This window comes from Mesorhizobium sp. BR1-1-16 (assembly GCF_020165495.1).
Lineage (GTDB): Bacteria > Pseudomonadota > Alphaproteobacteria > Rhizobiales > Kaistiaceae > Kaistia.
On sequence record NZ_JAIUIE010000009.1, the window covers coordinates 120,998 to 134,577 of the forward strand.

Below are 13,580 nucleotides of genomic sequence, written 5' to 3' on the forward strand. Positions count from 1 at the left end.
ACCCGTCAGGCGCCAATGTCGATAGTCACTTCGGAACGACGCAGCGCGGCGCCACTATGAGCCATTGTGGCGTCCCGTCCGGGCTTCCGACATCAAAGCGCGCTCCGCCCTGCTGTGCGGTCAGATGGTCGAACAGGGCGGTATTGTTGACGACGCCCGGAAGCCATCGACTTGTCGAATGATGCGACGGATCGGCGATCAGCACGATGTCCCCATGATCGGCGATCGTCTCCATATCGGGCAGGTCGCGCATCATGAAGGTAACCGGCGTAACGACGTGAACCCCGGCCTTTGCGGCCTCGTACTGGATGAGAGGGACCGGGATCGGCTCCGCATCGGCCGAGACTACCTCCAGCGGACGGTCCGTGCATTGCGGGTTCTCGACATTGGCGAGTTTGACCTCGACCAGTCGCTGCACGATCCGCTCGACGATAGGCGGCAGTTGGGGAGAATTGGGCGCGGCGCCGTAGTAGTAGAAGGCAAGCGGCGCACGATAGGCGGCGACGACGATCATCATGATCAATGCGGCGCGCGGCAGCCAGTTCACGCCCGATATGTCCTTGGCAAAAGCAAGAACACGCACCAGCGCCGTGCCAACACCGATGACGATGGGGAGATAGATGAGGCTACCCTGATAAGGTGTCTTTTCGCCGGATGTCGCCATCGCGCAATAGATGATGACAAGCATGATGTAGTATTGGATCACGCCACGCTGCCTGTACCGCCTCACGCCAGCGAACAGCATCAGATCGATGGCAATGACAGCGATGCCGAATTTGACAAAATGCCCAAGGGCGGCCTGACCGCCCACACCGAAGAGGTGATAATTCCAGTGGAACGCGGCATCGCCCGGCGTCCGCCAGACATCGGCATAGGTGAAGAGAACGCCGATGATATATATGATTGTCTGCTGTCCCCAGATCAGGGCGAACGGCACCATCATCACGAAATAGGCGACAATCGCCGGCAGCGCCGCCTTGAGAATGAGCGCGTAATTCTTTCTGTCGTTCAGGCATTGCGTCAGCACGCCGAGACCGAGCGCGATCGACAGCACTGGGATGGTCAAGACGACGGCTGACGGCTTGATGATGGTCGTCGCGACAGCGATGGCCGCCAAGCCAATCTTGTCCCGAAGGCTGGCCGTGCGAAAATCGAAGCGGCAGATGACATGGACCGCGATGGCGAGCATGAGCCCGGACGGCAGATCCGGGCGAAACTCCATGACCATCGCCTGCACAGCGGTCACGAACAGGAAGACACCAATGAACAGCGCCCGATCCGGTTCGTTGCCCAGCGGCCTGCTCATCCGCGCCATGAAGACGAGGAAGAGCAGCATCACCCAGCCATTGGCGATGTAGGCCGCGATCGGTTCGGGCCCGAACAGCCAGAAGCCGAGCATGCCCGTCAGCGTCGTCACCGGCGCGTGCGGCGGATCCGAAATAATCGACCAGATGACGGATCTGAGACCGAAGCCGTCGGCGAATCGCAGCCGCACCAGCGCATCCGCGAAATAGTTCACGTCGTCATAGGTCGGAACCATCGCCAGATGCCCCGAGAGGCGACTGAGCGAGAGATTGACCAGCATCGTGAAGACGAACATCGCGGCGACAGCGCCGATGAGAAACCACGGCTTTTGCTTGTCGCCAGAGCCCGCCGAAAGAAGCGGCCGGACCGGCGGATGGGTTGCTTCCGACAATTTTAGTCCCCGATCAACCGCGCTGGATCATCTCCCGGACGGCTCAACTCCAAGACATCCAGCCTCATCCCCACAGAGAGGCGGCACTGCAGATCGCGAGCTTATGGCCGAAGTCCGTCAGATGCGCCAGAGACCGGCGGGAGTGCTCAATAAGAATTCCAGCACCCCTGGCTGCCCGGCATCGCGACGTTGCAGAGATCGACACGGAGGGCCCGACCGGCGCAGGACTAGGTCCGCTCATGCGCTCGGTAGACCTCATCGATGATGAACAGCGGCCGCTGTTTCGTCTCCAGATAGAGGCGTCCGAGATATTCACCAATGATGCCGAGCACGAAGAGCTGGATGCCGCCGATCAGGAAGACCGCCGACAGCAGACTGGTCCAACCGGCGACCGTGTGCCCTGTAAACCAGGAGACGAGCGTATACAGGATAGCAAAGCCGCTGACGATCGACGCCACGAGGCCGGTGAAACTTGCGATACGGAGGGGCAGTATCGAGAAGCTGGTGATCGCGTCCACGGCGAAGCGGATCATCTTCCTCACCGGATAGCCGCTCGTTCCCGCGAAACGCGCCTCGCGATCATAAGAAATGGCGATCTGACGGAAGCCAATCCAGCTGACGAGGCCGCGCGTAAAGCGGTAGCGCTCCGGCATGGTGTTCAGGATGTCGCAGACGCGGCGTGTTATCAGGCGGAAATCGCCGGTATCGGCGGGAATATCGACATCGGCCAGCCGGCGCAGCCCACGATAAAACGCCTTGGCCGTACCGCGCTTGAACGCGGTCTCACCGGCGCGGGTCCGGCGTTGGCCATAGACGACATCGGCCTTCTCGGCTTCCATGGCCTGGAGCATGGCGGCGAGCAGTTCCGGTGGATCCTGCAGATCGGCGTCGATGATGAGGATATGGGCACCGCGGCAAAGCTTCAGCCCAGCGCAGAGTGCGAGCTGGTGGCCGAAATTGCGCGACAGACGGACAGCCACCACATGCGGGTCCTCGGCCGCGATGCGGCGCGCGATCTCAAAAGTGCTATCGCGCGAGCCGTCATCGACGATGATGATCTCGTAATCGTCGCCGGCGACAATCCGTGCGGCATCAGAGGCCCGGCGGTGAAACGCTTCGAGACACGCTTCCTCATTATAGGCCGGCGCCACCACCGAAAAGCGGGGGCCTTCGACCGTGTGCTCTGATGCCATCTGGATCTCACCCAACAGACTGTGGTGGGCAAGGAGCCCGATGACGGAACTTGCAGCGGCGCACGCCACACACAACATAGCAATTCGGACGCGTGGCCTCTCTCAATCACGCGCCCGTGAAGCGATCTAGCATTCGCGGATAGCGCGGTGCAAGGTGGCGAAAAGAGACGAGAACTGCGGAGCGAAGACCCATGAGCGTTTCGGAAACCGGAATGTATGCGATCGGCGAGGTGTTCGATCCCGTGCGTGAGCCGGAGCTGTTTTCCGGCGTCCTCGGCAAGCGGATCCTGGCCTTCATCGTCGATGTCCTGCTGCTCGGCATTTTCGAGTTGCTGGCGGTTCTCGTCGTGTTCGCGCTTGGCCTGCTGACATTCGGCGTCGCGTGGTTTCTGTTCGCCCTGCCCTTCTTCGCCATCGTCGCCGTGCTCTATGTCGCGCTGACCCTGGGCGGCCCGAATGCCGGCACGCCCGGAATGCGCCTCGCCGGTCTCGCAATCAGGGCGACCGATGGCAGCCGCATCGGCTTCTTCATCGCCGCCGCGCATGTCATTCTCTATTGGGTATCGATCTCGCTGCTGACGCCCTTCATCCTGCTGATCGGCCTTTTTTCCAACCGCAAGCGCCTGCTTCATGACATGCTGCTCTCTACAGTCATCATGAATCGCGATCCGCTGAAACGCAGCCGTCGGTGAACCGCGCAATGGGTGTCAGGGCTGAGACGCCGGCCGATCATCGTTCCTGTGCAGCCGAGCCGCGACGGTCTTTCGCCCGATGACGCATCATCAGACCGACACACCGCAGTTCTTCCTGACCGCGCCTTCGCCCTGTCCCTATCTGCCGGGGCAAATGGAGCGGAAGGTGTTCACGCATCTCGTCGGCGCACGCGCGTCCGCGCTCAATGAGATCCTGACCCAAGGCGGCTTCCGGCGCAGCCAGAACATCGCCTATCGGCCGGCCTGCGAAACCTGCAAGGCCTGCATCTCGGTCCGCGTTCCGGTCGATCGCTTCCGGCCGGGCAAGAGCTTTCGCCGCGTCATCGACAAGAACCGCGACGTCATCGGCACGCGTGTTGATCCGGCCCCAACCTCGGACCAGTATTCGTTGTTCCGGGCCTATCTCGATGCGCGCCATTCCGAAGGCGGCATGGCCGACATGACGGTGCTCGACTATGCGATGATGGTCGAGGACACGCATGTCGAGACCATGCTGATCGAATATCGCTTTCGCGGACCCGACAGCGCGATCACCGGTGCCGGCGACGGACCACTGATCGGCACGGCGCTGACGGATGTGCTCTCGGATGGGCTGTCGATGGTCTATTCGTTCTATGAGCCCGATTATATTGACCGCTCGCTGGGCACCTTCATGATCCTCGATCATATCGCGCGAGCGCGGAAGATGGGGCTGCCCTATGTCTATCTCGGCTATTGGGTCGCCGGCTCGCGCAAGATGGCCTACAAGGCGCGCTTCCAGCCGCAGGAGCATCTCGGCGCGCAGGGCTGGGAACCGGCAGCCAGGCCCTGAAAGCCGCGCCGCAGGCGATTGACCGATCAGGGAATGGCGGGCGTACCGAAGGCGTTGGTCTTCGGGAAGCGATCCGGTGGCAACCGTCCAGCCTGGCCGCGATCCGCGACAAAATCCTTCAATTCGTCCATCGACCGCGTATAGAGGCGGCCGGAGGAATCTTGCCAGGTCAGCCCCTTGTCGCGCGAGAAGACGCGGATATCAGCCGGCCCGCCATCGCGATAGCGCTGCAACCGCACGCCCTTGCCACGCGACATCTCCGGCACCTGCTCGAGCGGGAATGCCAGGAACTTCCTGTTCTTGCCGATGATCGCGACCATGTCGCCGCTGGCATCGACGCAGAGCGCCGCCTCCGCGGTGCCGTCGACGTTCAGCACCTGCTTCCCCTTGCGGGTATTGGCGATGATTTCGGTCTCGGCCACGACGAAGCCGTAACCCTCGCTGGAGGCAACCAGCAGCTTACGGCCTGGCTTGTGAACGAAGACCGAGATGATGTCCTGCTCGTTGTCCATGTCGACCATGAGGCGGATCGGCTCGCCATGGCCACGCCCACCCGGCAGCTTGTCGGCGCCGAGCGTGTAAAAACGCCCGCCGGTCGAGAAGACGAGGATCTTGTCCGTCGTCTCGGCATGCAGCGCGAATTTGAGGCTGTCATCGGTCTTGAAGGTCAGCGTCGAGAGATCGCCGATATGGCCCTTCAGCCCGCGGATCCAGCCTTTCTCCGAAACCACGACCGTGATCGGCTCGCGCTCGATCATCGCCTGCTGCAGATCTTCGACATCATGCGTCGGCGCATCGGCGAAATCGGTGCGGCGCTTGCCGAGCGGCGTCTCCGGCCCGAACGTCTTGCGGATCTCGCCGATCTGCCAGGCGATCGTCTTCCACTGCTTACCTTCGGAGGCCATCAGGGCATCGATCTGCGCGAGTTCCTCGGAGAGATTGGCATGCTCGCGGCGCAGCTCCATCTCCTCGAGCTTGCGCAGCGAGCGGAGCCGCATGTTGAGGATCGCTTCAGCCTGGACATCCGTGAGCTCGAAAGTCCGCATCAGCTCGGCCTTCGGCTCGTCCTCCTCGCGGATGATGCGGATCACCTCGTCGAGATTGAGATAGGCGATGATATAGCCGCCGAGCACCTCGAGGCGCTTGCGGATCTGCTCCTGGCGGAAGGCCGACCGGCGCAGCAGCACTTCGCGGCGATGATCGAGCCATTCGCGCAGCACGTCGCCAAGGCTCATGACCTTGGGCACGATGCCCTTCGAGAGCACGTTCATATTGAGCGAAATGCGGCTTTCGAGATCACTGAGCTTGAACAGCGATTCCATCAACAGCGTCGCATCGACCGTGCGAGCGCGCGGCTCCAGCACGACGCGAATGTCCTCGGCCGATTCATCGCGCACGTCGACGAGAAGCGGCACGCGCTTCGTCTGGACGAGCTCGGCCAGCTTCTCGATCAGGCGCGACTTCTGCACCTGATAGGGAATCTCGGTGACGACGATCAGATAGGTGCCGCGCCCCTGGTCTTCGACATGCCATTTCGCGCGGACACGAAATCCGCCACGACCGGTGCGATATGCCTCCGCGATCGTGGCCTGCTCATCGATGATGGTGCCGCCGGTTGGAAAGTCGGGGCCTTTCACATGCTGCATCAGCGCGGCGACGTCGCTGTCCGGCTGATTGATGAGCATGATCGCCGCATCGCAGAGCTCGGCGACATTGTGCGGCGGGATCGACGTCGCCATGCCCACGGCAATGCCGGAAGAGCCGTTGGCGAGCAGGTTCGGAAAATTGCCCGGCAGGACGATTGGCTCGCTATCCTCGCCGTCATAGGTTTCGCGGAAATCGACGGCATTCTCATCGATACCCTCCAAAAGGAGGGCCGCGACCTCGGTCATGCGCGTCTCGGTGTAGCGCATGGCCGCGGCGCTATCGCCGTCGACATTGCCGAAATTCCCCTGGCCGTCGACGAGGGGAAAGCGGACGGCGAAATCCTGTGCGAGGCGCACCAGCGCGTCATAGACGGACTGGTCGCCATGCGGGTGATATTTGCCGATGACATCGCCGACGACGCGGGCCGACTTCTTGAACCCGGCGTCCGGATCGAGGCGAAGCTGTCGCATCGCATAGAGGATGCGGCGATGGACCGGCTTCAGGCCATCGCGGGCGTCCGGCAGCGCTCGGTGCATGATGGTCGAAAGGGCATAAGCGAGATAGCGCTGCTCAAGCGCCTCGCGCAGATTGATGCCTTCGATGTCGCCGCCGCCAGGCGGAATCAATGCTTTGCCCATCTCTGAGGGAAGTACCCTCCAAAAGCCCGCGATTCAAGGAAAACGGGCCAAACGGCCTTGATGCGCCTCCCTGGACCGAGGCGCGCCGCTCAGGCCGGCTTGTGATGCGCGTGCCAGTGCCAGGCGACGTCGATGCGCCGCGGGATCCAGACCTTCTCCTTTGACGCGACATAGTCAACGAAGCGGGCGAGCGCCTGTGCGCGCGCCGGTCGGCCGACCAGCCGGCAATGGAGACCGACGCTCAGCATCTTCGGCGCGCCCTGCTCGCCTTCCTCATAGAGCGCGTCGAACGCATCCTTGAGATAGGTGAAAAACTGGTCGCCGGAATTGAACCCTTGCGGCGTCGCGAAGCGCATGTCGTTGGTGTCGAGCGTATAGGGGATGATCAGATGCGGCCCGTGCGGCCCGGCGACCCAGAACGGCAGATCGTCCGAATAATTGTCGGACGTATAGAGGAAGCCGCCCTCCTCCATCAGCAGCCGCAGCGTGTTGTCCGATGGCTTGCCCTGATAGAAGCCGAGCGGCCGCGAGCCGGTGATCTCGGTATGGATGCGGATGGCATCATGGATATGCCGACGTTCCTCGGCCTCCGGGAAATCCTTGTATTCGAGCCAGCGGAGACCGTGGCTCGCCAATTCCCAATCCGCCTCCTTCATCGCCGCGACCGCTTCGGGATTACGCGCCATGGCGAGCGTCACGCCATAGCAGGTGACCGGGATGCCGCGGCTTGAGAACAGCCGCCACAGCCGCCAGAAGCCGGCTCGCGAACCGTACTCGTAGATCGATTCCATATTGAGGTTGCGCTGGCCGGGCCAGGGCTGCGCGCCGACGATCTCCGACAGCAGCGATTCCGAAGCCTTGTCGCCATCAAGGATCGAGCTCTCGCCGCCTTCCTCGTAATTGACGACGAACTGCACCGCGATATTGGCGCCGCCCGGCCATTTCGGATCGGGCGGGTTGCGGCCATAGCCGATGAGATCGCGCGGAGTGGGTGTCGTCATGAGGCGCTCGCTGTCGAGATCGGATTGACCCGGAGTGGACCAGAGCAGGCCGTCCGCCGCAAGGCGGTCCGCGTCGGCGAACCTGCTCCGGGACGCCGCGCTTTACGAGTGGTTAACCTTCGACGCGCAAATTTAAGGGGATGAGAACCGCGGCTCAACCCGCGACGAGGGAGACGGCAGATGCAGCATGCCCCGCGCGAGTTTGAGGCCGAAACACTGGCCGCCGACGATCCTCGTTTCGTCGCCGCGCTCGATCTGCAGATCGCCCAGATGCGCCGCGTGCTCACCCTGATGGCGCCATCGAGCGGCGCGGAAGCACTGCGCGCCATGCGCGACGCCTTCCCTGACTCGTCATTCGGCGAGCGCGCCATGGCCGTCGCCGGCATCCGCGACTGACCTCACCGAAATTCCTCGATCGGCGCCCTGCGGCGTCGACCGAACTCCATGTGTGAGGGGCGGCCGCAACGGACCGCCCCAAATGCTCTCTACGGCTGCGTGTAGGCCGTCTTGACGGTCGTGAAGAACTCGACCGCATACTTGCCCTGCTCGCGCGGGCCGTAGCTCGAACCCTTCCGCCCGCCGAACGGCACGTGATAATCGACGCCCGCCGTCGGCAGGTTGACCATCACCATGCCGGCCTCGGCATTGCGCTTGAAGTGCGAGGCGTGCTTGAGGCTGGTCGTCACGATGCCGGCCGAAAGGCCGAACGGCGTATCGTTGGCGACCGCGAGCGCTTCCTCGTAATCCTTGACCTTGATGACGCTGGCGACCGGGCCGAACACTTCTTCCTTGTTGATGCGCATCTCCGGCGTGGTACCGGTGAAGAGCGTCGGCTCTAGGAAGAAGCCGGGATTGTCGCGCTCGATCCGGTTGCCGCCGACGGCGAGCGTGCCGCCCTCATCCTTGGCGATCTGGATGTAACGCTCGTCCTGGTCAAGCTGGCTCTGGTCAACGACCGGGCCGATATGCGTGCCCTGCTTGATCGCGTCGTCGACGACGAGATCCTTCATGCGCTTGGCCATCGCCTCCACATACTGGTCGTGGATCTTCTCGGTGACGATGAGGCGCGAGGACGCCGTGCAGCGCTGGCCGGTCGAGAAGAAGGCGCTGTTGACGGTCGATTCGACCGCGACCTTGAGGTCGGCGTCATCGAGCACGATGGTCGGGTTCTTGCCGCCCATTTCGAGCTGGAACTTGCGCATCACGGCGATCGAGGCCTCGGCGACCTTCTTGCCGGTTCCGACCGAGCCGGTGAAGGAAAGCGCGTTGACCTTCGGCGATTCGAGGATCGCCTGGCCGACGACCGAGCCGCGTCCCATCACGAGATTGATGACGCCCTTCGGCAGACCGTTGCGGACGAGGATGTCGACGATGGTCCAGGTGCAGCCCGGAACCAGATCGGCCGGCTTGATCACCACGGTATTGCCGTAGGCGAGCGCCGGCGCAATCTTCCACGCCGGAATGGCGATCGGGAAATTCCACGGCGTGATCAGGCCGACGACGCCGACCGGCTCGCGGGTGATGGAAACGTCGATGCCCGGACGCACGCTCGGCAGGATCTCGCCCGCGAGGCGCAGCGTTTCACCGGCGAAGAAGTGGAAGATCTGCGCGGCGCGCATGGTCTCGCCGATGCCCTCGGGCAGCGTCTTGCCTTCCTCGCGCGACAGCAGGCGGCCGATCTCTTCCTTGCGGGCGAGGATTTCGTCGCCGGTCGCCTTCAGGATGTCGTGGCGCTGCTGGATGCCCGACTGGGACCAGGTCTTGAAAGCCAGCTGAGCGGCCTCGATCGCCGCGACCGCATCGGCCGCGGTGCCCTGCGCAAACTCGCCGACGACTTCATTGGTGTTGGAGGGATTGATGTTGGGGCGCGCATCGCCGGCGACCCATTCGCCGCCGATATAATTCTTGTGCAGTTCGGTCATCGCATCCTCGAATGTTTCATGGGGAGCGAAGCCGTCCCGCCGAACGGGATGGCTTCGCAAGGGATGAGCTGGATCGCGTTGGCGTTCGTTCTAGCGCGCCGGGCCGGCCGGGCCAACCATCGACGCGACCGCCCGCCGATTCAGAGGGCGGTCACCGCCACCGTTTCCTCGGGGGCGAAGGCAAGCGCATTGCGCAGCGGCAGCCCGAAAGCCTCGGACTCGATCTCGAACACGTCGCCCGGCTCGGTCTTGATACCGAACGCGACCGACAGCGTCGCCGTTCCATAAGTGTGGACGTGAAGCTGCCCGGGACGGCGGAAGAAATCGTACTTGAAGTGATGATGCTCGAGGTTTTCCAGCGTGTGCGACATGTTCGCCTCGCCCGAAAGGAAGGGCTCGTCGAAGATCACCTCGCCGCCGCGCAGGATGCGCGAGCGGCCGCGCACGTCGTCCGGCAGCGGGCCGACCAGCAGTTCCGGTCCGACCGCGCATTCGCGGAGCTTGGAATGGGCCAGATAAAGATAGTTCACCCGCTCCATCACATGATCGGAAAACTCATTCGCGAGCGCAAAGCCGATGCGGAACGGCAAGCCGTCATCGCTGATGATGTAGATGCCGGCAACTTCCGGCTCCTCGCCGCCATCCTGGGCGAAGGACGGCGCCGTCAGCGGCTCGCCCGGGCCGACTAGGAGTGCACCGTCGCCCTTGAAGAACCATTCCGGCTGCACGCCGACCTTGCCGGCGGCAGGCTTGCCGCCCTCGATGCCCATGCGGAACATCTTCATCGAGTCGGTCAGCGTCTCTTCGGCCACTGCCGCCGTCTTGTGCATGGCGTCGCGCGCCGAGGCCGAGCCGAGATGCGTCAGGCCCGTGCCGGTGATGAGGAGATGCGCCTCGTCCGGGTGATCGATCGGCGCGAGAACGCGGCCTGATGCCAGCAGCGCCGCACGGTCGACGGCAGCGCCCTCGCCGGCCGCTTCGACCAGCGACACGATCCCGCTCTTGGCGGCGATGGCGGCGCGCGCCAGATCGTAGACGGTGACATAGCCCGGAACGATGTAGGACCGCTCGTTCTTCGCCGGGCCGACGGTCGCCACGACGGCGCGGCCGCCATCCTCGGTCCTGATCTGCATCAACCTCATCGCTTCCTCCTTCAGTTGCTTGAGCCACGCCTTCAGGTGGGCTCGATTGTCAAAAAGCCCAGCGGCGCGATGCGGCTGGGCGGATAGGATTTCGGTTCGCTAGCGGATTTCGGTTTCGGCGCCGGCCTCGCTGCGGCGATTGACCCAGATCGAGTCGAATACGTTGCCCTTGGCGTTCCGCAACAGACGTCGCATCGCGAGATAGGCGCCGTCGGCATTGCGGTCGCGGATGGCCTCATAGACGTCGCGATGCTGCAGCACCGCGTCGTCGCCCATCACCGTGCGCCAGCCGAGCGAGAACGAGATGACGAGGCCAGATTCGATCATGCTGCCAGCCGAGCGCAGCAACGGATTATGCGAAGCTTCCAGCACGACCATATGGAACGCGAGATCCGCCTTGATCTGATCGGCGCTGCCACGCGGCCGGCTGCGAATGCCCTCGAACGCCTCGGCCAGGGCTTCGATTTCCTCGGGCGTGGCGCGTTCTGCAGCGCGCGAAGCGGCGGCCGGCTCGATGATCTCGCGCATCTCGAACAGCGAATGAATGAACTCGTCGCTCGGAAACGGATCGATCTGCCAGCGCAGCACATCGGGATCGAGCATGTTCCAGTCGGCCCGCGGACGAACCTTGGTGCCGATCTTCGGCCGCGACACGGTCAGCCCCTTGGCCGAAAGCAGGCGGATGGCCTCCCGGACGGCCGTGCGCGAAACCTTGAATTCTTCCTGGACGCGCGGCTCGGTCGGGAGCGTATCGCCGGGCTGATACTGGCCGGAAACGATGCGGCGACCGATCTCGCCCGCAACGCGATCGGACAAGCTGATCACACGCTCCCGCCCCGTCGTTGCGAGAGCGCGCGTCGTATCCTGGACGCCGCGCATGTTCTGTCTGCCCCTCCGTGGACGCGCCTGGCGGGGGCCAACGACCCTGCGCGCCCATTCATAGTATGTTTGGCGACTGAAAAACTCAACCCGCCGTGCATGCAAGCCCGACGCGGGTCCGCGACGACGCAGCACCGAGAGGGATGCCGGCGCGCCGTCCAGCCTATTCGAGGCCGAGCTTGCGCTTCAGGATTTCGTTCACGGCCTGCGGGTTGGCCTTGCCGCCGGATGCCTTCATGATCTGGCCGACGAACCAGCCGGCAAGCGTCGGCTTCAGCTTGACCTGCTCGACCTTGTCGGGATTGGCGGCGATGATGTCGTCGACCACCTTCTCGATCGCGCCGGTATCCGTGACCTGCTTCAGCCCTCGCGCCTCGACGATCGCCTTGGGATCCCCGCCCTCGGACCAGACAATCTCGAACAGGTCCTTGGCGATCTTGCCCGAGATGGTGCCATCGGCGATCAGATCGATGATCGCGCCGAGCTGACCGGCCGAAACCGGGCTGCTGGCGATATCGAGCCCGTCCTTGTTCAAGCGGGCCGCAAGTTCCTGCGTCACCCAGTTGGCGGCCGCCTTGGCATCACGGCCCCGGGCGACGGCTTCGTAGAATTCGGCCGTATCCTTCTCGAGGACCAGCACGCCCGCATCATAGGGCGAGAGGCCGTAGTCGGCGATGAAGCGCGCCTTGCGGGCATCGGGCAGTTCCGGCAGCCCGGCGGCAAGGCCTTCGATCCAGGCCTCATCGAGCACGAGCGGCAGCAGGTCGGGATCCGGGAAGTAGCGATAGTCATGCGCCTCTTCCTTCGAGCGCATCGAGCGCGTCTCGCCCTTGTTGGCGTCGAAGAGCCGGGTCTGCTGCTCGATCACGCCGCCGTCCTCGATGATCGCGATCTGGCGGCGCGCCTCATAATCGACCGCCTGGCCGACAAAGCGGATCGAATTGACGTTCTTGATCTCGCAGCGTGTGCCGAAAGGCTCGCCCGGCCGGCGCACGGAGACGTTGACGTCGGCGCGCATCGACCCTTCATCCATGTTGCCGTCGCAGGTGCCGAGATAGCGCATGATAGTGCGCAGCTTGGTCAGATAGGCCTTGGCCTCGTCGGCGGAGCGGAGGTCCGGCTTCGACACGATCTCCATCAGCGCGACGCCCGAACGATTGAGGTCGACGAAGCTCATGGTCGGATGCTGGTCGTGCAGCGACTTGCCAGCATCCTGTTCGAGATGCAGCCGCTCGATGCCGACGGCGACGCTCTCGCCACCATCGAGATCGATGGTGATCTCACCCTCGCCGACGATCGGCTGCTTGTACTGCGAGATCTGATAGCCCTGCGGCAGGTCCGGATAGAAGTAGTTCTTGCGATCGAAGACGCTGCGCGTGTTGATCGCCGCCTTGAGGCCTAGGCCGGTACGGACCGCCTGCGCGACGCATTCGCGATTGATGACCGGCAGCATGCCCGGCATCGCAGCATCGACAAGGCTGACATGCGAATTCGGCGCCCCGCCAAATTCCGTCGACGAGCCCGAGAAGAGCTTCGAGTTCGAGAGCACCTGAGCATGGACTTCAAGGCCGATCACGACCTCCCAATCGCCGGTCGCGCCACGGATCAGCTTCTTCGGGTCGGCGGGGCGGGCAATGGCGTTCATGGATATGGCTCCGGCAGTCTTCGGTTCAGCTTCGGTTAGAACCTCAGGCGGCGCTTCGCAAGCGTTCCCTTGCCGAACGGCATCGGCAAGCCTGCGGAGGCGGGCGAGCGGACCAACACGCGAGCCGAGGGATTTCCTGTTATGCGAGTATATTTGACTCACACATTGTTATAGTTGCAGTATTCACAGTCCCGCCTGCATGGTTCCCCATGCAACCCAGTGACGGACGCCGCGAGGCGAGGATCACGACGCCCGATTGCCGCCTCTACAGAGGCATTTAGCTCGGGGGGTTA

11 protein-coding genes are annotated in these 13,580 nt (G+C 63.4%); 3 read left to right on the plus strand and 8 right to left on the minus strand.

The features are described from left to right. Window positions 1-25: 25 nt before the first annotated feature. Together LB518_RS18210 and LB518_RS18215 are read right to left on the minus strand one after the other, a co-directional pair. Window positions 26-1,696 carry a hypothetical protein gene (locus LB518_RS18210; protein ID WP_224579189.1) on the minus strand — a complete coding sequence of 557 codons (1,671 nt, stop codon included), beginning with the start codon at window positions 1,694-1,696 and terminating at the stop codon, window positions 26-28. A gap of 227 nt (window positions 1,697-1,923) precedes the next feature. Beyond that, the gene (locus LB518_RS18215; RefSeq protein ID WP_224579190.1) at window positions 1,924-2,889 is read right to left on the minus strand and encodes a glycosyltransferase family 2 protein; all 966 of its coding nucleotides are present in this window, start codon (window positions 2,887-2,889) and stop codon (window positions 1,924-1,926) included. A gap of 191 nt (window positions 2,890-3,080) precedes the next feature. On the opposite strand from LB518_RS18215, the gene LB518_RS18220 reads away from it, so the two are divergent. Both LB518_RS18220 and LB518_RS18225 read left to right on the plus strand, forming a co-directional pair. Beyond that, window positions 3,081-3,581, plus strand: coding sequence for an RDD family protein (locus tag LB518_RS18220; protein ID WP_224579191.1), 501 nt, complete (start codon window positions 3,081-3,083; stop codon window positions 3,579-3,581). Between the two features lie 79 nt (window positions 3,582-3,660). Beyond that, window positions 3,661-4,413, plus strand: coding sequence for an arginyltransferase (locus LB518_RS18225; protein ID WP_224579192.1), 753 nt, complete (start codon window positions 3,661-3,663; stop codon window positions 4,411-4,413). 26 nt (window positions 4,414-4,439) lie between these two features. Here the strand turns inward: LB518_RS18225 and parC are convergent, their stop codons facing one another. Then, complete coding sequence (gene parC / locus LB518_RS18230; RefSeq protein ID WP_224579193.1) at window positions 4,440-6,698, minus strand: DNA topoisomerase IV subunit A; 2,259 nt, start codon at window positions 6,696-6,698, stop codon at window positions 4,440-4,442. A gap of 89 nt (window positions 6,699-6,787) precedes the next feature. After that, a complete protein-coding gene (gene puuE, locus LB518_RS18235; RefSeq protein ID WP_224579194.1) occupies window positions 6,788-7,699 on the minus strand; it encodes an allantoinase PuuE in 912 nt (303 codons plus the stop codon). A gap of 180 nt (window positions 7,700-7,879) precedes the next feature. Between puuE and LB518_RS18240 the strand changes: the two genes are divergently transcribed. After that, on the plus strand, window positions 7,880-8,095 hold the full coding sequence (locus tag LB518_RS18240) for a hypothetical protein (RefSeq protein WP_224579195.1): 216 nt from the start codon (window positions 7,880-7,882) through the stop codon (window positions 8,093-8,095). Between the two features lie 89 nt (window positions 8,096-8,184). Here the strand turns inward: LB518_RS18240 and LB518_RS18245 are convergent, their stop codons facing one another. The 4 genes from LB518_RS18245 to gatB all read right to left on the minus strand — a co-directional run bounded on the left by LB518_RS18245 (window position 8,185) and on the right by gatB (window position 13,287). Continuing rightward, window positions 8,185-9,621, minus strand: coding sequence for an aldehyde dehydrogenase family protein (locus tag LB518_RS18245; protein WP_224579196.1), 1,437 nt, complete (start codon window positions 9,619-9,621; stop codon window positions 8,185-8,187). 140 nt (window positions 9,622-9,761) lie between these two features. Then, on the minus strand, window positions 9,762-10,763 hold the full coding sequence (gene araD1 / locus LB518_RS18250) for an AraD1 family protein (protein ID WP_224579197.1): 1,002 nt from the start codon (window positions 10,761-10,763) through the stop codon (window positions 9,762-9,764). 99 nt (window positions 10,764-10,862) lie between these two features. Beyond that, entirely contained in the window at window positions 10,863-11,642 is a 780-nt protein-coding gene (locus tag LB518_RS18255) for a FadR/GntR family transcriptional regulator (protein WP_224579198.1), read from the minus strand. 163 nt (window positions 11,643-11,805) lie between these two features. Beyond that, entirely contained in the window at window positions 11,806-13,287 is a 1,482-nt protein-coding gene (gatB, locus tag LB518_RS18260; protein ID WP_224579200.1) for an Asp-tRNA(Asn)/Glu-tRNA(Gln) amidotransferase subunit GatB, read from the minus strand. Window positions 13,288-13,580 lie beyond the last annotated feature (293 nt).

What these genes read in the sequence shown, in the direction of transcription:
- LB518_RS18215 (WP_224579190.1), bottom strand. Translation starts at nt 2,889, where the DNA reads ATGGCATCAGAGCACACGGTCGAAGGCCCCCGCTTTTCGGTGGTGGCG.
- LB518_RS18225 (WP_224579192.1), top strand. Translation starts at nt 3,661, where the DNA reads ATGACGCATCATCAGACCGACACACCGCAGTTCTTCCTGACCGCGCCT.
- parC (WP_224579193.1), bottom strand. Translation starts at nt 6,698, where the DNA reads ATGGGCAAAGCATTGATTCCGCCTGGCGGCGGCGACATCGAAGGCATC.
- puuE (WP_224579194.1), bottom strand. Translation starts at nt 7,699, where the DNA reads ATGACGACACCCACTCCGCGCGATCTCATCGGCTATGGCCGCAACCCG.
- LB518_RS18255 (WP_224579198.1), bottom strand. Translation starts at nt 11,642, where the DNA reads ATGCGCGGCGTCCAGGATACGACGCGCGCTCTCGCAACGACGGGGCGG.
- LB518_RS18220 (WP_224579191.1), top strand. Translation starts at nt 3,081, where the DNA reads ATGAGCGTTTCGGAAACCGGAATGTATGCGATCGGCGAGGTGTTCGAT.
- araD1 (WP_224579197.1), bottom strand. Translation starts at nt 10,763, where the DNA reads ATGAGGTTGATGCAGATCAGGACCGAGGATGGCGGCCGCGCCGTCGTG.
- LB518_RS18240 (WP_224579195.1), top strand. Translation starts at nt 7,880, where the DNA reads ATGCAGCATGCCCCGCGCGAGTTTGAGGCCGAAACACTGGCCGCCGAC.
- LB518_RS18245 (WP_224579196.1), bottom strand. Translation starts at nt 9,621, where the DNA reads ATGACCGAACTGCACAAGAATTATATCGGCGGCGAATGGGTCGCCGGC.
- gatB (WP_224579200.1), bottom strand. Translation starts at nt 13,287, where the DNA reads ATGAACGCCATTGCCCGCCCCGCCGACCCGAAGAAGCTGATCCGTGGC.